The sequence below is a fragment of the Pelosinus propionicus DSM 13327 genome, assembly GCF_900114615.1.
Classification (GTDB): Bacteria; Bacillota; Negativicutes; order DSM-13327; family DSM-13327; genus Pelosinus; species Pelosinus propionicus.
The window spans coordinates 56,079-78,001 of sequence record NZ_FOTS01000016.1 but is presented as its reverse complement, the minus strand read 5'-3'; the positions used below and the strand labels follow the sequence as shown (position 1 = coordinate 78,001).

The window sequence follows — 21,923 nt, the reverse complement described above, 5'->3', positions numbered from 1 at the left end:
CAGCTTCAAGCTTTACATTACCGCAAGGCTTGAGGCTGTTTTTCGTTGTTATCAATGATACGTTCTTCCCCTGCTAAATTAGGTGTCACAATGACCAGCTGATATACACAATTAAAGAACATGTCGAAGACTCTTACTACACCTTATCGTTTAATAAAACCATGTGTATATGGTCTTCCCATTTTTGATTTATCTTTAAATATTTATAGGCTATCCCTTCATTGTAAAAACCTAATTTCTCAACTACTCGTAAAGATCTTTTATTTTGGGGCATAATATTGGCTTCAATCCTGTGCAATCCATGTTCATTAAACATAATTTCAGTTCCTTTTTGAATTGCCTCTGTTATGTAACCTTTATTAATTTCATCTTTATCTAATTTATAACCAAGATAACTTGATAAAAATGCACCTTTTACTATGTTAGTAAAGGCAATAAAACCTATTATTCTGTGTTTATCTTGCTTTTTAAATATCCATAATATCAATGAATTATTATTTTTACTATCTGTTAATGCTTTATCTAATTGCTCTTCCTGATATTGCTTTGTATAAAATTCTTCACTCCTCACAGGTTCCCATTCTTCTAAAAAAGACTTGTTTCTTAAATAATAATCAACAACCATTTCTGCATAAGATTTGTCTAAGACTTTTAACAAAAGTCTTTCAGTTTCATAAATTGTTTGCACTAAAATCACTCTCCAAATTTATCTGTAAGTCATTAAACTTGTTTTTGCAGTTCTTCGTAGAGAATTCCCATTCTTTATAAAAATCTTTTATAGATTGAAATCGCAGTTCCCTTTTTGACATCGCTTTACAAACAAGTTCATATTGTTCTTTTGAACCTTCCCATTTTTCAAACGAACGATCAGATTCACCACCGATTAGCCCAAATAGCAGTACACCCATTGTATATACATTTGTTATTGAATCTATCTGTGCCCCTAAAATATACTCTTCAGGTGATTTAAATCTTCGTGAGCCCCAAAAATTTTCACCGATATCGTTCACGGTAGGTTTCTTCCTGAAAAAATCTATATCACATATTTGGGTTCTGTCATTATTAAAATCATATAGGATACTTCCGTCATAGAAATCAATCGCAACATAATTCTGCTGCTCAGCAAACGATAAAAACTGAAAGATTGTATTTATCGATTTTAGCCGTTTTTCAAAGCTCAACATTCTGTATTTATGATACGGTGAATTGGGATGTGTATATCTGTCCCATTTATCAAATGTCCAATGAGCGAACAAGCACTCGCCATCAAACCAATCAAATACAAGTGCTATACCCTCATCCGTCTTTATTTTGCTTACAAAGCGTATTACATTTTCATGCTTTAAATCCTGATATACAATTACAGCTTTATTAAGATTATCGATTGCAGCTTGCGTAGTTCCTTGGTATTCAATAGTTTGCGCTCCTGCGTATTTTACAAAATATTTTTTCTCGCCATTTTGCACACCGAAGGAAATATTTCCTGAATCCTGCTGATCAAACACGCAGAAAACTTTTCCCAGTTCTTTCAACCATAAAAAATCTTGTTTCTTTCTTAATTCAAAAGACACATTATCAAGGTAATTTGTTACCATATTATTGACCTTCTTTCTTGTGCCCTAATAAGATTAAAAAAATTGTCATTAATAAAATATAGAAGCAGCTTATGATTTCTCGTTTTTGCAAAAACCATCGTATTTCGAAGTCGACCATCAGGTGTAAGTGTTTCATTAGAGGGGGACAGTACCACTATCTATTTTTATCGTATTCTTCTTTAAGAACGCTGTATATCTCTAAGTCAACTATCCCTTTACCAGACCATAAAGCTGCTTGCCTTAACAATCCTTCTTTAACGAATCCATTTTTTAAAAGAACCTTCTTTGAAATTTCATTTGCAGGCATAACTTCAGCCTGAATTCTATTGACATTAACTTTTTCAAATAAAAACTCTATTAATTTGCTAACAGCTTCAGAAGCAATCCTCTTTCCCCAATATGGCTGTGCCAAAAAGTAACCTATTGTTACCATATCGACTTTCTGATTGAAATCCATAGCTTCAATAATTCCAACCAGTTTGTTATTCACATTCTTTTGAAATATCCCCCACTTAATCCTGCTCTTTTTATAATAATCCCTCTCAAAATGACTAATCATATTACTTATTGTTTGAATATTATGCTTTGGAATAATACCGCAGAATTCAAATACGTTGTCATTGCTATAGATTTCATATACTTCTTGTGAATTAACATCTTCAATTTTTTTCAATACTAAATTCTTTGATTCCAAGACTGGAAACTCTTTAAAAACCATTTCAATATTCATGCAAATCTCCTTTATAAAGGACACGGGGATAGGTTCCTTGTCCCATTCAAAAACAATACGTTTCTACTTGTCTTTCTAATACTACTTCAACAAAAAGAGAAGCTGCTATAACAAAATTACTATAGTAGCTTCTCTTTATAAATACTAAATCCTGCTATATTTTTACATTATAAGCATTATTTTACGGAATTCCTTTAGTTTTCCTCAACTTGACTTCATATGACTTTCGTACTTTTCAATATCCTTTATCAGCATTTCAACATTTTTCTTCTTCGTAGCCCAGCTGGTACAAAATCTCACCGCGCTGTGCCCAGCATCGATTTTTTCCCAGAAAGAATAAGAATACTTTTCGCTCAAATCCCGCAGCACATCATCCGGCAAAATTGGGAACTGCTGATTCGTTGTAGAATCATATCGAAAAGAAAATCCTTTTTTAGCAAATGCATCCCGAATCATAATCGCCATATCCACGGCGTGCTTAGAAATTTCATAATATAAGCCATCTTCAAATAAGGTTTCAAACTGAATCCCCAATAATCTCCCCTTAGCCAGCATTCCTCCATTTTGTTTGATGAAATACCGAAAATCTTTTTTCAAAGCCTCATTTGTAATTACTACTGCCTCACCAAACAATGCACCAACCTTCGTTCCCCCTATGTAAAACACATCACATAGCTTTGCAATATCTGCTAACGATAAATCACTGCCTTTAGACGCGAGACCATATCCTAGCCTGGCTCCATCCATAACAAGCGGCAAACCGCATTCCCGGCAAACTTTACTTAATGCTTCCAATTCGGATTTACTATAAGTGGTTCCATTTTCGGTAGGGTGGGAAATGTAAACCAAACCGGGTTGTACCACATGCTCATGATTAACATCATTCCAGTGAGCATCATATAATTCTTTTACTTGTTCTGCCTGAATTTTTCCATCATCACTTGGCAACGTAAGTACTTTATGTCCAGTAGCTTCAATCGCCCCAGTTTCATGTACTGCGATATGTCCAGTAATGGCGGCAACTGCGCCTTGATGCGGGCGCAAAATGGAAGCGATAATAGTTGTATTCGTCTGTGTTCCTCCAACTAAAAAGTGTACCTCTGCATTCTCTGCATGACACTCTTTTCTAATATAAGCTCTGGCTTTTTCACAGTGTTCATCCATACCATAACCGGATGTCTGTTCTTCATTGGTTTCTAATAACCGTTTCATGATTCGCTCATGCGCACCTTCTGTATAGTCACTTTCAAATCGTATCATCATTATATCTTCTCCAATCGATCCAATTTCTTCTGAATTAACAACATAGAAGCATGTATTTCTTTTATTTCTTTTTGTGATAATCCTTGTACTAATCTCACTATCTGTTCATCTGATCTTTCATTCAGCTGGTGATATAGCGCAGCCCCTTTAGAGGTCAAGCTAATCAGACTTGTTCTATTATCCATGGTGACTTTTTTCTTGATAAGCAGTCCATCTTTACAAAGCTTGGCAATGATTCTACTCATGTAGCTGCGGTCAATGTCTAGAACATCGACTAAATTGTTTGCTATACACTGCCCCATAATACCAATTTCGATAATTACCCGTGCCTCTGTTAAGGAATATCCGGTATCCAATACATGCCTATCTAATACACAAAGTCTATTCGTGTAAAATCGATTGAATCGCCTTATATCCGCTATAATATTCTCATCTATGTTCATTGATATCCCCTCTTTAGTGGACATAGTCAACTATTACAATAACGGTTTTAGTGGATTTTGTCAACAATCTATTTTGTTCTATGGTGATACGGGGATAATACTAGATGAAAGGGAAGCTATCGATAATCTAACTTATTAACAGATTATCGATAGCTCCACACCAGTCCATATCCACTTATAAGTTATTGCCTTTGTCTATTAATAAAATCCATAGTTTTCCTACTTGCTTCTTCACTTACCTCTGAGCAATATTTACTGGACCATGGATCAGCAAAGCCATGTAATGCATTAACTTGTACGATTCTAGTATCTTCTTTGATTGATAGATCTTGCGCTAAGCTATTAACATCAAAATTTTCTTCGTTCCTCGGAAAGAAAAGTAGAGCAGGACACTTGGGGACGATATACTTATAGTCCCTTATTCGCGAACCGTAAAAACCGACTATTCCATTATACAGACCTTCTCGCTGACTACATAGCCAAGCTAACGTAGCTCCTATACTATAACCCATAATGAAACAGTACTTATAATCATTTCGAATTTCCAATGACAAATTTTCAACCTTTTGTTGCGCAAAGCTAAACCCTATATTTTGCATGAAATTATTATAAGCAATAACCTCTTCCTCGGGGCTAAACGATTGCCCTGGCAATAGCAGGCTTGGACATATCACGTCATTTTTTTCTTTCGCGAGCGTTTCGCAAATGCCTCTAATATGATTATTAATCCCATAGATTTCATGCAATACAATAATAACCGTATCCGAATTACATTTAAAAACTATAGTTTCATCCATTTAGTAACCTCCTATCACGATTTACAGGTGACGATTCCTTTTCTCCTGTCTTCCCACGTAAACATGGAGCGATATTAAGCGTCAGCAGGCACAATGTCACATACTCTTTGTAATCGACTTACAAATTTTGTGATAAACGGATCATATCCCTACACTGTATACCATTCTCATAGATTTCCTCTGCATAGTGTGTAACGAAGAAGTCTCGATCTATTCCATTTATTCTAAAACCACATTTTTGATAAAGAACAAGCTGACCTATGCTTGAATTTCCAGTTCCAAGTTCAATTGTCTTGTAACCCTTCACTTTGGCATTTTGGACTGCATGAATTACTAATTGCTTTCCAAATCCTTTACCTTGTTTTTGCTCCACCACTGCAATATTAACTAATTCTACAGTTTCAGGTCTTGTAGGAAGCAAAACATAAACGCCAATTATTTGCTCTTCAATTTCAGCTACATAACATTCTCCTCTTTTTAGGTACTCCTTAACAATTGTCTTGGATGGATCAGCTAATAACAGCAATTGCCATGGAGCTTCTTTATTTGTTTTTAATTTTCGAATTTCCACAGTATCCTCCTTGTTCATTCACTGCTTTTCTTGTCTATTTATTTTTCGATGTTAATTACTTGCTGCCATTCATTTAAAATATATTCTCTTAGAACTAATACTGGTTGCGAACCATCTACAAGCTCAACCCTCAATGCAATCCTTTTTGCATTCTTAATTTCAGCAATAATGTTTTGATCCATAGAAGTTTTAATATAATAAGAATATATATATGGATCTTCAGTTGGCATTGTTTGAAGATTTTGGACATCAAACTTATGCGAAGGATTATCGTCTACTTTAACTTCAATAGTAGTTTTGGCAAGAGCAAACATTTTTCTTGTACGTTTGTTAATTGAAAGTTCATACTCAGTCGAATTCGAATTTATAATCTTAGTCAAAGAAACTGAATCTATTTGTCCACTAGTATCATTTTCACTATTAATTTTCTGGCCTAGAGTAAAATTGTCAGTTTCTCTTGCTATGTGTGCATGCCCCACTGCCATTCCTATCAACATAACTAAGCCTAAAATCAGTACAATTTTTTTCAAGTATATCCCCCTTTTCAAATGACAGTGAAGCGTTAGTTCCGATCTGTCATATATTATATTTAAAAACTGTTCGTGACAGCTCTATTGGTGGAGGAGCCACTTCCTTCGCCCTGTTTCTTCGATCTTTTCTCTGCCACCCTAATTAACCATCACTCCAATTATCTTGTCTCCAATTATATCGCTGATTTATTTTAGTATTTACCTTGTGCTCCATTATTTCTTTCAAAAATTCATCAACATAGCATGTTACAGAAAAAGTACCATATTTATGATTTTTTAGTATTCTAAATCTTAAATAATTTGTTTCACTAGTTTTCACATTTCGAACAGGAACTGCAGCAAAACTTTCATGAACTATATAAGAATTAGAATTAGGATAAGTAGAACTATAGTAAATATAGCCTAAGTTAGCACTGCCTACAATTGGACCTTCTGAAGATTGTATCGCCTCTCTCAGTTTAAGAGGTATTGATTCTTCTGGTACACCACCAATCTCCCAATCACCAATAGTAAATATCGGCATACCACTTGTGACGTTAGGTTTTACTTCAATATTTTCTAAAACCCAGCTGATAAATTTTTCTTTAGGCATAATCTTCCCCGGTCTACTCAAACCGCCAATAGCATGGGGATCATTAAAGTGTATATATTCATCAAATTTTTTCGGAGTTTCTTTATTTTGCAAATCAATTACAACTTTGTGTAAAAAAGCATCAACATCATAATAACTTCTGGCATATATATTATTGAGTCCAAGTGTAATTATTTGTTGCTGAAGATTGTAGCAATAGTATCCTAATACACCTACAACCGTATACAGAACCAACAGACTAGCCATTATTACTTTGTATATGTTAAGTTCACTGGATTTTTTTATAAGATATTTTAAAATTAAGTATAAAGCAAATATTATTGTCAAAAAGTAGAATGAATATTTGATAGTCTGGAAAAAGATATCTCCAATCGCATAATAGGCATAATGGTTTTCTTGACTTAGCACATCTAAAGCCTTGAAATGGAATATTAACAAACCGTAAATACAGATGAGTGAACTGCCAAATAAAACACTTTTACTGATTGATTTAGTTTGGTTAAAGACTAATTTCCCAATACAACAACATGTGTATAAATTTATGAAAAGTAAAATGTATGCTAAACAATCAATGACCATAAAAACAAAAATCATACGCTGGTATCACTCCTATTTGGTGTCATGAAGACAGGTTCCTTGTCCTATATATTATTTTCATTACTTGGCATCACTCTCATTTAAGTTTGTCGCTTACCTATTTTTATTGTATTCTTCTTTAAGAACGCTGTATATTTCTAAGTCAACTATCCCTTTACCAGACCATAATGCTGCTTGCCTTAATAATCCTTCTTTAACGAATCCATTTTTTAACAGAACCTTCTTTGAAATTTCATTTGCAGGCATAACTTCAGCTTGAATTCTATTGACATTAACTTTTTCAAATAAAAACTCTATTAATTTGCTAACAGCTTCAGAAGCAATCCTCTTTCCCCAATATGGCTGTGCCAAAAAGTAACCTATTGTTACCATATCTACTTTCTGATTGAAATCCATAGCTTCAATAATTCCAACCAGTTTGTTATTCATATTTTTTTGAAATATCCCCCACTTGATCCTGCTTTTTTTATTATAATCCCTCTCAAAATGACTAATCATATTACTTATTGTTTGAATATTATGCTTTGGAATAATACCGCAAAACTCAAATACTTTGTCATTGCTATAGATTTCATATATTTCTTGTAAATCACCATCTTCAATTTTTTTTAATACTAAATTCTTTGATTCCAAAACCGGAAACGCTTTAAAAACCATATCAATATTCATGCAATTCTCCTTTGTAATCGACACTGAGGTTCCTTTTTTCTAGTACTACTTCAACGAAAAGAGAAGCTACTATAATAAAGTTATTATGGTAGCTTCTCTTTATAAATGCTAAATCCTGCTATATTTTTACATTATAAGCATTTTCTTACGTTTACCATTTGGTCTCTTTACCATCTTTCCCTTTTACCATTTCAAGCGATTGGGGCAGTTCATATACTGGAAATTGCCAAAAAAATCAAAGTACATTCCCTGATCCCTTTCGAGCCCTTTTTACTTCATACATTGATTTATCCGCTTTATCAATCAACTCTTCCAGTTCAAAACCGTCTTCATTGAAAAGAGCATATCCAATACTGGCTCTAAGGTTTATTTTCCAGCCTTCAAATTCAAATGGCTTTGTAATTTCAAAATCGATTCGTTGAATCAACAATCTAATATCATTCCGAGCTACGACTTCGCCAACAATGATTCCGAACTCATCTCCCCCAAGCCTGGCAACAGTGTCTGACTCGCGCAATGACTTGCTAATTCGCAAAGCAGCTTCCTTAATTGCTGCGTCTCCTGCCCGATGTCCGTAATTATCGTTGATCTCTTTCAATCCGTCCAAATCAAGTGCTATGATTCCGAATTTTTCCTTTTTCCTAGAAGCTTGTGACATTTTTTGCCGCAAACGATCATAAAATAAAGATCTGTTTGAGATTCCCGTCAGATGGTCATGTGTAGCTTTATGAAACAACTCACTTTCGCCATTACTTATTGCGTTAAACATCGCCGCTGCAATGAGTCCTGACATAAATTCCAGTATTTTAATACTGTCATCATTAAAATGACCAGCGTTTGCCGAAAGAACCTTTACTATACCAACAACATCATTTCTGCAGATCAGAGGTATTACAATCATGGAGTTAAGACCAATTTTCCTGCATGCCTCTTTATTAACTCTATCGTCATTTTCAATATCATTACTAATTAAAGGCATTCTGGTTTTTATACATTCACCAGACAAGCTATTTTCTATATTCAATCGTAAACCAAGGTACTTTTCAGCGATTCCAGATGCAGCGCTATACACGAGTTCATTTTTCTCAATTAATTCAACGGAAGCCCCATCTGCATTGGTAATATGCTGAGTTCGTCGTGTGACTAAATCCATAATACTGCTAAGATCTATTCCTTGCTGAACCACTTCGGTTTGTATATCAATAATTTCTATAAAAATCTTGCTACTTAAATTATTTTGATTCAAAACAAGCCAACCGCCCTCTTCTAAAATATTAAATTAGAATATATACATCAAAGTCCAGTAAGTTTTTTTCAGACCTTAAATATCCGATTTAATTCTTCATCTCTCTATTGATTTTTTCAAAAATCTGCAATAATATCCCTAAAGCTAAAAGATATTATTGAACAAATAAAGCAAATTATATCTTAATTTCTCTAAGCTGTCTATTGTTCTTTCTGGTTAAATTTTTGCTTTGAGTCATGGGGACAATCCTAAAATTACTGTAATGCAACTTGAGGTAATTTTTCTAATACCTTAGATCCTTAATCAAATTGCCCATATTTCACCACAATGTCAAATCCAAAGAGAAGCTGCCCATGAATCTACTAACAAGGTAGATTCTGAGCAGCTTCTCTTTCATATTTATTTATAATCGGGACAGCTCCATTGTTGCCATTAAGAATTTATCTATATCCGCAACTGAATGACAATGCAGTGGTGCAATTCTAAGGGTACCGTCTAATTTGAAGGAATCAAGCATCCTCTTTGAATAGGGACTAGAAGTCAGCCTTTCATATACAGCGACCCCTTTTTTATCATACTCTTGCACTGCTTGCTCATATCCCAAAAGTTCAAATCCCATTGCAATGATGAAATCTCTTTTGGTAAGATCTTCATAGTCTAAGAATGCTTTAACTCCTTTTATATTGCGAAGTCCAGGGATTTCATCGGTACCATTAAGCATTCTAGCCATTAAAGCTCTTTCGTGTAATGCAATCCTTTCCATGCCACAAATAATTCACGTCTGTCATTGCTATTCATAAATTTTGTGCCGATCCAGCACAGGAACACAGGAGACAGGTACTCTGTCCCCCAATCCTATCAATCACACTTTTTAGATATCTTAGTATCCTTGCCAATTTCCTTTTTCTTATCCTGTCGTAAGTAATTCTTGGTGAATAAGAAGCAAAGGGACCACCCAGCACTTCCCTCTTAAAAACCATGCCTTTTCTTTTTTTTCTCTTTGAATAACTTTCGTGCATTTTTCATTCCGCCCACTTCCGAGAACATGACAGTAAACTTTTCAGTCTCAATCTGTTTAGAAGTTAATCCCTCATACTTAGCCTCTTTTTTTAGTTTTAAATAATTTGCAAGCCGTTCCTCCGGCAATAAATCACATTTGATGGTCTGTTGTACCGCACAATTGGGCTCACTCGTATGAGTGCAGTCATGAAATTTACACTTTGTTGCTAGTTCATCAATATCAGCAAAGGTTTTTGATAAGTCAGCACTTTCAATCCCAAGTTCTCTCATCCCCGGGGTGTCAATAACGACGCCACCAGTTGGAAGAACAAAGAGTTCTCGTCTGGTAGTAGTATGCCGGCCTTTATCATCATTTCTTATTTTTTGAGTTTCAAGGGTATCTTCGCCCATGAGTCTATTAATCAAGGTTGATTTTCCAACACCAGATGAACCAATGAATGCAATAGTTTTGCCACTTTCAATGTAACTTTTAACAGATACGTATCCATCCTTACTCATACTGGAAGTAACAAGTACTTCAACACCACATGCAACAGCATTGAGCTCCAACATCTTTTGAGGGAGATGATCACATAAGTCAGCCTTGGTAAGTACGATAACCGGGATTGCCCGACTATCCCAGGCAACTGCAAGATAACGTTCTAACCTACGAAGATTAAAATCATTATTAAGCGACATGCAGATAAAAACTGTATCAACATTTGAAGCTACTAACTGCTCATCATTCGATGTCCCCGCAGCTTTTCTGATAAATACACTTTTTCTCGTCAGAACGTGGTGAATAATTACATTTCCGCAGATATCATTATTTCGATCAAGCATTATGAAATCACCAACTGCAGGATAATCCGATAAAGTTTTGACAGCAAAACGAAACTTCCCCGAAATTGTTGCTGTTAACTCACCATTTTCGGTTACGACCTTGTATAGATCCTTGTATTGAGAAATTACTCGCCCAACATAAAGACTATCATATAATGTAGACTCAGTAATAAATCTTTGGCTGAGTCCTAAATTCCCCATATCTATTTTGCTCAATTTTTTACCCTCCAAAAATGTTATATCATAACTTTTTGAGAGGTCTATACACTAAATTATTTTGTACACACCTCCCGCCTTGTTACAATATCCATTATATTTTTGTTAAACATAATAACACTCCTTTCGTTACTAATATGCAGTCTGCATTCGAAGACTGTTGTTCCATGCAAACTGCACTTTCAATAATGACATTATAACACACTAAAAAACACTTCACATTTAGCAACTGCATTTATAGGTTTTGAACACACAAAAGAGAATCTTATTAAATCGCAATATATTGCTGCAGTAGGCAAGAAACTATAACCCTATTTCTAATCCATCATACTTCTCTCACGTACCAATTTATAGGAAAAGTTTTAATTTTAACGCTATTATCAGGAGTTTGTATTATCATTTATTCTTTAGTTGATCATGATTGGCAAATCAATATGTTCGGATACGGAGGATATAAGTATTTCAACTAATTCCCTATCCATAAACTGATAGTCATCGGGAATATTGAGGCAGATAACCTTTTTATCAGAAAGCTCTTCTTTAAATCGCTCTTGCAATCTTTTCTTATGCTTCGTCTCCATTACAAAAATCAAATCTGCCCAGCCAATATGCCCGCTTGTTATTTTTATTCGAGCTTTATCTTCTGTACCCGCCGACCGAACATCATAACCATTGATACCATGAAATATTTTTTCGGCTGTTAAACTACGCCACTTATTCTTACTACATACAAATAATAATTTAATACGTTCAACCTCCTATAGTTAATTTAACACTTTTATCTTCTAAAGGTGCTCTTCATATGAGAAAAACTCAACGATTAGATTGTTTTGACTAAATGCTGGTAATAGTTTACTCAAATACCAATTAACATCCGTTATACCATCTAACGATCTTCGATTGATGGTTAAACAAACTGATACTTCTCCATTTTTCATTAGGAGGAACGCCCCTCCGATACCAGTATCTTTCCAAGTCATAGCAACACCGATAAGTTCACCTCTTTTTTCCTTCTCACCTAATGTCACCATAAGCGATTCCGTGCTAATGTTTTCCCTCTGCCAATCGAAGCGCCCTTCATCACCAACTGGTAAATACGAAACTTCTCCGCAATCATTAAGGGTCCAGCCGAAACCTAAAAGCAGCTTAATTAATTGCACCTTTGACATGGGTACATCTTTTCGATTTCCCAATTTTATATCAATAGACGCAGAAACAGACATTGGACCACCTCCTAATTGAAAACTGTATATGCCTTCTACTCATAACGATTGTCTCTCTAAAATCATCTTTATGCAAACTAAGGAACTAGGCTGTCGATAAGCCCCTCTAATTGTTCGAGCGATATAATCCCTGATGGCCGGTAACGTATTACACCATTTTGATCAATAATAACAAAAGTAGGACATGAGTATGTATACTTAAGATTAACCCTCGGATATTTATCATATAAAGAAGACACTGTACTGTTATAACTGTTCAAAATTATCTGGGCTTGTTCAGGATTACTCGCAAAATTTACAGTATAAAAATTAGCTTTATTGCCCCTACTTTCATAAGCTCCCTGAATTACAGGTATTGTATTATCTAAAGCTTGCGGTGCGTTAAAACCTGCCCAGAAAAGTAACACTGTAGGTTTTTCAGAATACTTAATCGTAATGTAATTTCCCTCAATATCATATAGGTGCTCATCTGTTATAACATCGCCAATATTCATTAAAGGCGGAGCAGGTTGAGCATAATTAGGTGGATCAAGCAAAAGAAATGGCAAATCTTTCGTTTTATCTGCCGTAAGTTCATTCATATAAACATTTAATGACGCCACATCAATGAATGCCGTACCATTATATCGTATAATACCTTGCTTATCCGTAATTAACATTGATGGTAAAGCTCTATTGAAATTATGTAAAAATTCGTTTTTACTATCTATTAATATAGGCAATATAATACCATTCGTATCAATGACCTGTTGAACGATCTTGGAATCACTATGGCAAACGACGTAAAAATTTACTGCTTGATTATACTTATTATAAAATTCCTGAAAGCTCAGCAGTCTTTTTATGCGAAACTCATGTAATGAAACAATTACGGTAGGTTTTCCCTTAAAATCGATGGTTACATTCTTTCCTTGCATATTAGGAAAAGTAATAGGAGCAGCACTTTCACCGATTTTTACCTGAGCAAACTCATCACTACTTGGTGCTGGCGCAGCGAAAACAAGCTGCTTCCCATCTAAAATCCCCCCAATTAATAGCATTCCAATTATAAGGTACCTAACTAAGTTTTTCTTCATAGATCGTTTCCACCTTTCAAAAATCCATTACTTCCCCTTTATTAATTCTCCATATAGAACTCAAGAAAACAGTCTTTTGAGTCATTACTATTTTATATCTTATATTTCTACTCTATTTACCATTAAAATACAATACTCCTGCAAGGCCTGCTATGCTCCTTTAACAGTGGACAGTTATAATAAAACTGTTTCTATAAAGAAAGCATATCAAAACTTACAGGAGTTTATTGCTAAAAATGTCCTTTGTACTGCCACGGATCGGCGATCAAACTAGCCCCCTCAATCGATTCTTTTTACCATTTCAAATACAATACAGATGTTTCTTTATTGTATCTAACCTTTCAAGAATTAGTTTTTTCAAGATAACAGGCTTGATAGAAAAAATAGTTTCACCGTAAGCAGCGAAATAACTGGCAATAAACCGTTCTTCTCCTTTGTTATAAAAACCTCTTATATAATACTTTTCATTTTCATGGTATAGCTCCATTGATGGATAATGCTCTTTATGAAATATATCTGCCCCTTTAGTTGAAATACCAATCTCAAAGGTAATCGCATCTTCCTCCCGAAACAGTTCCTGCGAAGAAATAAGAAATTCAAGAAGTGGTTTTGCTATATATTTATCCGATCGTTGCACAGAATGAATTTTATCACATCGGAATACTTGTGGTTTCTTCGTTTGAAAATTGTATGCTGATGCATACCATTGCCCATAGGCAGAGGTAATATCAAAGAACTGGACATAAAACTGTTTCTCAACTTCCCCTTTTGTATAACGCACTTCACATACGTTTTCTTCAATTGCCATGTTTAGGATATGCTCTAAGCAGCCACATTCATTCTTGTTCTGGTAACTGCCCAAACTAAAAATTAAATCCATTTTCCGCAGCCTTTTAATTCGTTCTTCGGATATACAACTCTCAAACTTTTGCTTTAACTTTTCTACGCTTAAGTGAAAGGGTGTAGATTGATAGGCATTAAGTGTCTGCATAGAAAAATACAATGCGTGAACCTCGTCAATTGTAAAAACAATGGGAGATAATAAACGATTAGGAAGAATGCCATAGCACCCATTACGCCCAGAATTTGAATAAATGGGCATACCAATTTCTTCTAAAGACTGAATATCTCGAAGTGCTGTGCTTTTTGAAATGGAATACCGTTCCATTATGTTTTTGAGATTAAAAGACTTTTTATCATTTAGATATATCATCATATCATTTATCCGCTCTGATTTTTTCATGTAGCTTTCCTCTTTTTAATTAAATGGTATCGTTCATTGACACCATTTAATATCATACTACAACCAGAACAACATATAAAGGAGAATAAAAAATGGATTCAAAACAAGATTTCCTCCGACTGATGGATACCCAAACCGAAATTGCTTTAGCTACTTGCGTTGATGGTCAACCCAATGTTAGGGTTGTAAATTTCTATTTTGACACAGCCGCCAATGTGGTCCTGTTTTCTACCTTTGGAGATAATAAAAAGGTTAAAGAATTTAAAGCTAATAATAAGATATCCTTTACGACAATACCCCACGAGGGTATTGAACATATTAAGGCAATAGGTATCGTACAAAAAAGTACCCGCACCGTGTTTGACGCAGCTGAACATTTTATCAAAAAAATACCCGGTTACAAAGATACAGTAGAGCAAGCCGGAGATGATTTGGTTCTTTTTGAAATCGCCTTTGAATCGGCTGTTGTCACCTTGGATGTTGATAATATTGGAACGTTCGAGCTTTCTGCCTGAGACCTCCACCTGAATGGCGGTTCAGAGAACCTTCCATTCATAATAATGAAATATTACTTGATTTGTCAACGTCAAAACGTAATCAACTTTTTCTGTTGTCATCATCGTTGTTACTTGCGTGCTTCAGTACTGGTGCGGCTATGAGCCTTGCAATAGGACACGATTTGAGGTTCTGTTTTCTTGGCGCTCCAGCCAATATGCCCGCTGTTATTACAATTGTAAAAGATTAGCTATATTTTCTCCTAGTACACGATCTAAAACGTAAGGATCTGTTATAATTTGCTCTATTATCGTTTTCGCTATTAATGGCGAAGAATAAGGTGCGTCCGAGCTGAAAAGGGTTCTCTCTGGAAATTCTTTGATCGCAAAGGAAGGAGCTATGGCAGTATAGGTGGCGGATAAATCTAAATAGGCGTTTGGTAACTCTTTGATTGCTTTTAACGTATCTAACCAATGTGTTCCGCCCATATGACCTACTATCGTCGGAACAGTAGGATATCGTTTCACTAAAGTCAATAATTCTTTGATATCTTCAGCCTTCAAAGGGAAAAAAGTGTGCACCCATAACGGTAAATTGCCAACTTCTTGTGATGCGCAAAACAATGATTCCATCTGCAATACTTGTCCTGCTCCTGGTGTCAGTTCCCCTATTCCTCTGAAGCCATTAGCAATTATGTGTTTTTCTATCCACTTCAGATTTTCTGAATAGGATAAACCAAAAGGAATCGATCCGAAACCGATATATTTTTCAGGATTTTCTTTAATTATTTGGGCAAGCTCCTCAATAGCATGAATTCTTTCATTAAGTGGATCTTTTATTCCATTCAAAATGTCATACAATTTATTCAGTTCTTCCTCGAACATCTTTATGTCGTTTGTTATTTCTGGGTGTACCATACTGCTGAAAAGAACCGTTCGATCAACTTTAGCTTCAGCCATAAGCATTATTTGCCGCTCTGGCGGAAGCATAACATGCGCATGACTATCGATAATCATACCAAACTCCTCCTTTTGCTTGTATTACTACTCTACCAAGAACTATTCAAATTCTTTCATTCTCTCCTGTAGACGCAATTGGATAGAATGCAATATTTCTAGTTGCTTATTTACTTCATCAAGCTTAACTTTGTATAATTTATAAGCTTCTTTACATAATGGACGATCATTCTGTGGCAAAGTCGGACAATTAATGATTTGCGCAATATTGTCGGTTGAAAATCCTAAATTGAGATACAACTGAATTGTTTTTACTTTTGCAATCGCATCCTCATCATATTCTCTGTAACCATTTGCCAACCGTCTAGCCTCAAGTAATCCTTTTGATTCGTAATGCCGCACTGACCGTATACTTGCACCCGTTCTGAGTGATAGCTCCCTAATTAACACAGCAAATCTCCTTTCTGATGCCTACGATAACATTATAAAGCATGACATTTATGTTATAGTCAAGGAAAATAAATATCCTGCATCACTTATTACAAGTACTGCAGGATATTACGTCACTTTTATGAACATGGCACCAATGGCAGGCAAATATAGGTTTCATCCTTACAGGGGTATCTCAGGGGCGGGGTTGCGTTTCCGGTCCATAATCAATTGCAGCTATTATCTCGACTGGTCAGATCGTTGGATTCCAAATATATCTTGCAGATAGTTATCAAGAATACGAAGGGTATCGTGTAAAGCCTGGTTGGGAAACTTGTGAGTTACCTTATAGCATATTCTTGAAGGCACCGGTGCCGATAATTTCTGAAGAACAAAATCTCCAATCCGCATCATATGTGCACCAATAGAGGCAGGAACTATCGTCCATTGTCTTGCGTCCTTCAAGAAAGTAGCGATAAGTCCCGCCGTGTCCAGATGAACACGGGAAGGACAAAGAGGGTCCCACCACTGGTCATGCCTGAATTGAAACTCTCTATTCCAATTGATGAATACTTCGTGCTCTGCCGATAATTCTCCTATTTCAACAGTATCTCCAGCTTGCCGCCCCGGCAAAGCCAGACGTAACAACACCATTTCTTCCGTAAAAAACGGTTTAACCGTGACACTAGGCGATACTATCTCTCGTACCACAAATGCCACATCCATCTCGCGTCGCTCAATACTATCAAACGCTTCCTGCGTATGTTGAGTACGAATTTGCAGTCGGATCGGCGGGGTATGCTGATTTAGCATTCTATATACAGGAGGCAAAACAAAGTGACTTATACTTTCGGCAGCGCTAATTGCCAGACTTAACTGAGAACCGCTTGCCTGCAAGATTTGGGTTTCCCTCCAGAGGGCATCCCATCTTTCCGCAATGCTAAAAAAGTTCTCCCCTTTTGGTGTCAAACGGATTTTGGATGCCCCTTTTCTTCGCTCTACCAAAATCCCACCCATTTCCTGCTCCAAGGTTTTTAACCGATAACTTACAGTAGCTTGCGACAAATGTAACAATTCTGCGGCTTTACTTATACTCTCGGTACGTACGATAGCTAAAAACGCCTCAATCCCAGGAAAATACATAGAACACCTCTCGATATATAGAAATAATTAATATAGTTCACAAAATATTTGAGTTTTACAACATCATTCTTTATGTTTAAAATTATCATTAATAGAGACGATGGTCAAACGTTTTTTACACTGGTGAAATCATATGACTAGATTGGATTTCGTCAGCATCAAACGGGTTTTCTTCGAAATATGGTATAGAGTATGAAAGGTGGTTTTGCAATGAAAATTCTCATAGTCGGCTATTTTACCGAGATCTCAAAATCAAATATTACAAGGCATTTCCCAGAAGACTGGGAAATTGTAATTGTCCCGCCCGGAAGAGAAATGCTGCATCACATTGAAGATTGCCAGGTAATCATACCGGAACATGTTAAAGTGGACTCCAGCCTGCTTTCTACAGCAAAAAAATTAAAATTGGTACAGACGGGTGCAGGATTTGATAATGTAGATATCGATGCCTGCACGCAGCTCGGCATTTGGGCGGCCAATGCTGCAGGAGTGAATGCACAGGCAGTGGCCGAACACGTAATGGCACTGATATTGTCTTATTATAAAAACATACCGTTTCTTGATGCTTTCATGAAAAACAGGATGGATCAAAATCAATTGGACTATGCTGGGAGTGAATTAAAGGGAAAAACGATTGGGATTATCGGCTTGGGTGCCATCGGCAAAAAAGTAGCTGCATTTTGCAGAGTTTTTGATATGAATGTGCTGGCTTATGCTAGAAATAACGCTCAACAATCTGACAGTTTTGTGAAAATGACAGATTTCAATAATCTTGTAAGCACATCAGACATAATAAGTGTACATATACCTCTGAATCAACAAACCAAACAGATGATCAACAAAGCGGTATTCAAAAAAATGAAGAATACCACACTTTTTATCAATACAGCCCGCGGAGGGATTGTCAATGAAAGAGACTTGATCGATGCATTAAAAAACAGGGACATTTCAGGTGCATGTCTGGATGTCTTTGAATCTGAACCGCTTCCAACTGACAGTGAACTCCGAAGCCTGGGTAATGTGATACTTACTCCTCATACGGCAGGTATGCCTGACGGTCTCAAATTCCATAAAAAAAGATATGATTTCTTTGTGAATAATATAAAACGTGTAGAGAATGGTGAAGATCCTGAAAGTAAGCTCAATCAGTTATTATAGTTTTGCTGCAATAAAAATAAGAGCCCTTTAGGCCTAATTTTATAGGGGTTTGAACTTTACAACATTATTCTATGTAAATGTACAATTACCATTAATAAAGCTAGTCAAATGATCATTTTCATTGGAGGGATTATATGACAGGATCGGCTATTGTTCTTATCCTGTTTGCCGCTTTCGGTCACGCCACATGGAATTATTTAGCAAAAAAAGCATGTGGAGGTACAGCCTTTATTTGGCTATTCGCCGCTCTTTCCACTTTGCTTTATCTCCCGTTAGCTCTCTGGATCATCGTCATACAAAAGCCGAATATCGGATGGCATCAATTGGGGTTTATGCTAGGCAGCGCCATATTGCACTCTTTATATTATATTATGTTAGACAAAGGCTATCGGATTGGTGATCTTTCGGTTATCTATCCTCTCGCTCGCGGTACGGGTCCTATGCTTTCGACGATTGCAGCCATTGTATTTTTAGACGAACATCCTTCGGCAATAGCGCTTGTCGGAACGGTATTGATTGGATTAGGGATTGTTGTAATCACGGGGAATCCCTTTAAGCTGGCGGATCCTACTGCCCGCAAACCAATGATATTTGCTATTCTCTGCGGCACTATGATTGCTGGATATACGCTCTCAGACAAATTGGCTGTCAGCACCTTCCTGATACCGCCTTTGCTTCTTGATTGGTCGGCAAACTTAGGACGAGTATTTCTCTTAACTCCATATGCGTTTAAAAATTGGGACAAAATAAAGGACCAATGGACCCGTCACAAAATGGAAGCTATTAGTGTGGCTATTTTATGTCCATTGGCGTATATTTTGGTTTTAACTGCTATGGTATTCAATCCTGTAAGTTATATTGCTCCAGCGAGAGAAGTCAGCATTCTAATAGGCACAGCAATGGGAGCCAGACTGCTATCAGAAGGAAATATAAAGATTCGTGCCATAGGCGCAAGCGCGATGGTCATTGGGTTAGGAGCGTTGTCTATCGGATAGTTAGGCGTGTCTTCAGGCAATAAATAATATTTTTTCAAAGGCGAACGAGGTTCGTACATTTGGCATGACGCACCATTAACAGAATGGAGGAGGAGATACTATGATAGAAGGCATCAGTCACGTTACTTTTATTGTTAGAGACCTTGAACTTGCGACAAAATTTTTCAAACAAATCTTTGAAGCAGAAGAAGTTTACTCTAGCGGAGATAATACCTTCTCGATATCGAGAGAGAAATTCTTCATGATTGGCGAGCAATGGATCGCAATTATGGAAGGAGAGTCCCTTCCAACTCGTACATACAACCACATCGCATTTAAAATATCAGAAGCAGATTTTGAAACATATAAATCACGCATTCGGCGACTAGGTGTAGATTTTATACCACCTCGACCACGCGTAGAAGGAGAAGGCAAGTCATTGTATTTTTATGACTTCGACAATCATTTGTTTGAAATACATACGGGAACACTTTCACAGCGATTAGAAAGGTATAAAATGAAGTGACAAAGCAAATGCGGGAACGATGAATATGTGATTGGCGTAAGTCAAATCTCCTATCAATTAACAATCTATAAGCCTTACTTTTCCTCACTTAAAATAGATCTTCAAATGTTTAAGCTTCTTCAATTCTTGTTAATCACTCATTAACTAAAGAATTAAATTTGACCAATTATCTCATAGTTTACAGATATATTTTTTATTTTACATTCCATATATTCAGCCCTCTCTTATCATCAGATACCCAACAGCTACACGCAAAACATTTATTTCTCGTATACTGTTAAGGTAAATCCAAAATACAAGTTTATTGTTTATGACTGCTCTTTTGCAATGGAAAATACCTTTTCAACTGCCAGTCTCATCACGATGGGCATTAGGATATAAATAGGCAATCCATAATAATGCTCCCATCTCACAGGGGTATATAATCCTAAAAATACTAATATCGGCTCAAAACAAAAAGAAAACACAAAACCTGTCACAATCGATACCTTAACAAAATCCTTCCATCTCGGAAAATATTGATATTCTAGCATATATATGATTGGCAATGGGCTAATATCAATGTAAGCAGTCAATGGACCAAATGGTAGTAATTTAAACGGATAGTACCATAATCCAAGCTCGAAGCCAGAGAGATCAAGAGTAATTATTAATAAAATAAGAAATGTACCGTACAATAATAATTTCGGTAATTGCTTTCTATTTCCTATATAGTAAAAGACGATCCAAGGAATGACCAATGCAGCTATTATAAGCCACCACTGCCATGTGAACACGTCTGTTCCCAGCCAATTTTCAACCCGCGCCCTTGTTAATTCTTTCGTCATCTGCGCGACTTGTTCATCCGTTGGAAATCCACTCATATTTGCCTCCCTGCAAAAAATCTTTTTTCCTATGAACTCTAGTAGAACCTGAAAATAAATTGCACCGGTAAGCATGGCTACTTAAAATCTGTAATACGAAAATCAAATACAACTAAGATAAAAATGGAAAATAAAGCACCTAGCAGCCATGCTAGAAGCGGGTTGGAAAAATGAACACGAATAACGGCAAACAATATGACGTTTACTAATACGGACCACCATAACGTCCAATCGTTATCATAGCTTCCGATTCCAACTACTAGACTTGCCGCTTCCATCAAAGAATAAATGCAAACCCATAGGGCAATATATAAGGCCTGTCGCGAATAAGATCCTACTGGATAACAGGATAAATATAAAAGTACAGTTGCTGGATATATAGTGAAAGCATAAAATAGTGCAACAGCGGTGTGGTTCGGGAAATTGGGGCTCGGACAATAGAACCATAATGAATGATTGTACATTAAGAAATCAGATATAAAGCTGAGGGCGGTCAGGAATAAGTAGGTTGAATAGTAGTCCTTCCAGTTTTTCCAATCTGACCACCGCCATGCTGCCAAGATAAATGCTGCCGCAAAAAGTATTCGCATAAGATCACCCCGATGTAGTTTTCCGCAGCGTAGACTAATCTATTCAATGAGGTCAATATAGTCATAAGCAATGTCGACAATATGCAAGGACGGTGTTTGTCATAGTTGATAGGTACGAAAAAAGTATCAGCATTACGCTGATACTTTTAAGATACA

The 21,923-nt window shown here is 36.2% G+C and carries 26 protein-coding genes; 4 read left to right on the top strand and 22 right to left on the bottom strand.

Annotation, left to right across the window (positions count from 1 at the left end; translation table 11 throughout):
- Window positions 1–136 precede the first annotated feature (136 nt).
- The 17 genes from BMZ99_RS10615 to BMZ99_RS10535 form a co-directional block, all read right to left on the bottom strand.
- Window positions 137–688, bottom strand: coding sequence for a GNAT family N-acetyltransferase (locus BMZ99_RS10615; RefSeq protein ID WP_090936496.1), 552 nt, complete (start codon window positions 686–688; stop codon window positions 137–139).
- Window positions 672–1,595 carry a protein kinase domain-containing protein gene (locus tag BMZ99_RS10610; protein ID WP_090936493.1) on the bottom strand — a complete coding sequence of 308 codons (924 nt, stop codon included), beginning with the start codon at window positions 1,593–1,595 and terminating at the stop codon, window positions 672–674. The genes BMZ99_RS10615 and BMZ99_RS10610 overlap by 17 nt, the downstream gene beginning before the upstream one ends.
- Window positions 1,596–1,749: 154 nt before the next feature.
- A complete protein-coding gene (locus tag BMZ99_RS10605) occupies window positions 1,750–2,325 on the bottom strand; it encodes a GNAT family N-acetyltransferase (RefSeq protein ID WP_090936490.1) in 576 nt (191 codons plus the stop codon).
- 204 nt (window positions 2,326–2,529) lie between these two features.
- Window positions 2,530–3,585: a threonine aldolase family protein gene (locus BMZ99_RS10600; RefSeq protein WP_090936582.1), complete on the bottom strand. Its 1,056-nt coding sequence runs from the start codon at window positions 3,583–3,585 to the stop codon at window positions 2,530–2,532.
- A 2-nt stretch (window positions 3,586–3,587) separates the two neighbouring features.
- The gene (locus BMZ99_RS10595; protein WP_090936487.1) at window positions 3,588–4,031 is read right to left on the bottom strand and encodes a MarR family winged helix-turn-helix transcriptional regulator; all 444 of its coding nucleotides are present in this window, start codon (window positions 4,029–4,031) and stop codon (window positions 3,588–3,590) included.
- 182 nt (window positions 4,032–4,213) lie between these two features.
- A complete protein-coding gene (locus BMZ99_RS10590; protein ID WP_090936484.1) occupies window positions 4,214–4,828 on the bottom strand; it encodes a dienelactone hydrolase family protein in 615 nt (204 codons plus the stop codon).
- A gap of 118 nt (window positions 4,829–4,946) precedes the next feature.
- On the bottom strand, window positions 4,947–5,399 hold the full coding sequence (locus tag BMZ99_RS10585; protein ID WP_090936481.1) for a GNAT family N-acetyltransferase: 453 nt from the start codon (window positions 5,397–5,399) through the stop codon (window positions 4,947–4,949).
- Window positions 5,400–5,437: 38 nt separating this feature from the next.
- Window positions 5,438–5,929 (bottom strand): hypothetical protein, encoded by a 492-nt coding sequence (locus BMZ99_RS10580; protein ID WP_090936478.1) that lies wholly within the window; start codon window positions 5,927–5,929, stop codon window positions 5,438–5,440.
- A 142-nt stretch (window positions 5,930–6,071) separates the two neighbouring features.
- Window positions 6,072–7,115 carry a hypothetical protein gene (locus tag BMZ99_RS10575; RefSeq protein WP_090936475.1) on the bottom strand — a complete coding sequence of 348 codons (1,044 nt, stop codon included), beginning with the start codon at window positions 7,113–7,115 and terminating at the stop codon, window positions 6,072–6,074.
- Window positions 7,116–7,211: 96 nt separating this feature from the next.
- Window positions 7,212–7,787 carry a GNAT family N-acetyltransferase gene (locus tag BMZ99_RS10570; protein WP_090936472.1) on the bottom strand — a complete coding sequence of 192 codons (576 nt, stop codon included), beginning with the start codon at window positions 7,785–7,787 and terminating at the stop codon, window positions 7,212–7,214.
- A 235-nt stretch (window positions 7,788–8,022) separates the two neighbouring features.
- The gene (locus tag BMZ99_RS10565) at window positions 8,023–9,033 is read right to left on the bottom strand and encodes a sensor domain-containing diguanylate cyclase (protein ID WP_090936469.1); all 1,011 of its coding nucleotides are present in this window, start codon (window positions 9,031–9,033) and stop codon (window positions 8,023–8,025) included.
- A 403-nt stretch (window positions 9,034–9,436) separates the two neighbouring features.
- Window positions 9,437–9,763 (bottom strand): hypothetical protein, encoded by a 327-nt coding sequence (locus BMZ99_RS10560; RefSeq protein WP_090936466.1) that lies wholly within the window; start codon window positions 9,761–9,763, stop codon window positions 9,437–9,439.
- Between the two features lie 239 nt (window positions 9,764–10,002).
- Window positions 10,003–11,091, bottom strand: coding sequence for a ribosome small subunit-dependent GTPase A (gene rsgA / locus BMZ99_RS10555; RefSeq protein WP_090936463.1), 1,089 nt, complete (start codon window positions 11,089–11,091; stop codon window positions 10,003–10,005).
- Between the two features lie 407 nt (window positions 11,092–11,498).
- Window positions 11,499–11,672, bottom strand: coding sequence for a hypothetical protein (locus tag BMZ99_RS26990; RefSeq protein ID WP_245754915.1), 174 nt, complete (start codon window positions 11,670–11,672; stop codon window positions 11,499–11,501).
- Window positions 11,673–11,876: 204 nt separating this feature from the next.
- Window positions 11,877–12,314, bottom strand: coding sequence for a hypothetical protein (locus BMZ99_RS10545; RefSeq protein WP_090936457.1), 438 nt, complete (start codon window positions 12,312–12,314; stop codon window positions 11,877–11,879).
- A 77-nt stretch (window positions 12,315–12,391) separates the two neighbouring features.
- Window positions 12,392–13,390, bottom strand: coding sequence for a TlpA family protein disulfide reductase (locus tag BMZ99_RS10540; protein WP_090936454.1), 999 nt, complete (start codon window positions 13,388–13,390; stop codon window positions 12,392–12,394).
- Between the two features lie 301 nt (window positions 13,391–13,691).
- Window positions 13,692–14,633, bottom strand: a complete 942-nt coding sequence (locus BMZ99_RS10535; protein ID WP_090936449.1) for a helix-turn-helix transcriptional regulator — start codon at window positions 14,631–14,633, stop codon at window positions 13,692–13,694.
- Window positions 14,634–14,725: 92 nt separating this feature from the next.
- Between BMZ99_RS10535 and BMZ99_RS10530 the strand changes: the two genes are divergently transcribed.
- On the top strand, window positions 14,726–15,148 hold the full coding sequence (locus tag BMZ99_RS10530; RefSeq protein WP_090936446.1) for a pyridoxamine 5'-phosphate oxidase family protein: 423 nt from the start codon (window positions 14,726–14,728) through the stop codon (window positions 15,146–15,148).
- A 210-nt stretch (window positions 15,149–15,358) separates the two neighbouring features.
- Here the strand turns inward: BMZ99_RS10530 and BMZ99_RS10525 are convergent, their stop codons facing one another.
- The 3 genes from BMZ99_RS10525 to BMZ99_RS10515 form a co-directional block, all read right to left on the bottom strand.
- On the bottom strand, window positions 15,359–16,144 hold the full coding sequence (locus BMZ99_RS10525) for an amidohydrolase family protein (RefSeq protein ID WP_090936443.1): 786 nt from the start codon (window positions 16,142–16,144) through the stop codon (window positions 15,359–15,361).
- Window positions 16,145–16,186: 42 nt separating this feature from the next.
- Window positions 16,187–16,534 (bottom strand): MerR family transcriptional regulator, encoded by a 348-nt coding sequence (locus tag BMZ99_RS10520; protein ID WP_090936440.1) that lies wholly within the window; start codon window positions 16,532–16,534, stop codon window positions 16,187–16,189.
- 219 nt (window positions 16,535–16,753) lie between these two features.
- Window positions 16,754–17,656 (bottom strand): LysR family transcriptional regulator, encoded by a 903-nt coding sequence (locus BMZ99_RS10515; RefSeq protein WP_090936437.1) that lies wholly within the window; start codon window positions 17,654–17,656, stop codon window positions 16,754–16,756.
- A gap of 210 nt (window positions 17,657–17,866) precedes the next feature.
- On the opposite strand from BMZ99_RS10515, the gene BMZ99_RS10510 reads away from it, so the two are divergent.
- From BMZ99_RS10510 to fosX, 3 genes are all read left to right on the top strand, one after another.
- On the top strand, window positions 17,867–18,814 hold the full coding sequence (locus tag BMZ99_RS10510) for an NAD(P)-dependent oxidoreductase (protein ID WP_090936434.1): 948 nt from the start codon (window positions 17,867–17,869) through the stop codon (window positions 18,812–18,814).
- A gap of 134 nt (window positions 18,815–18,948) precedes the next feature.
- The gene (locus BMZ99_RS10505; RefSeq protein WP_090936431.1) at window positions 18,949–19,809 is read left to right on the top strand and encodes an EamA family transporter; all 861 of its coding nucleotides are present in this window, start codon (window positions 18,949–18,951) and stop codon (window positions 19,807–19,809) included.
- 100 nt (window positions 19,810–19,909) lie between these two features.
- On the top strand, window positions 19,910–20,314 hold the full coding sequence (fosX, locus tag BMZ99_RS10500) for a FosX/FosE/FosI family fosfomycin resistance hydrolase (protein WP_090936428.1): 405 nt from the start codon (window positions 19,910–19,912) through the stop codon (window positions 20,312–20,314).
- A gap of 308 nt (window positions 20,315–20,622) precedes the next feature.
- On the opposite strand, the gene BMZ99_RS10495 is transcribed toward fosX, so the two are convergent.
- A complete protein-coding gene (locus BMZ99_RS10495) occupies window positions 20,623–21,177 on the bottom strand; it encodes a CBO0543 family protein (protein ID WP_090936425.1) in 555 nt (184 codons plus the stop codon).
- A gap of 77 nt (window positions 21,178–21,254) precedes the next feature.
- Window positions 21,255–21,767, bottom strand: coding sequence for a CBO0543 family protein (locus tag BMZ99_RS10490; RefSeq protein ID WP_090936422.1), 513 nt, complete (start codon window positions 21,765–21,767; stop codon window positions 21,255–21,257).
- Window positions 21,768–21,923: the final 156 nt, after the last annotated feature.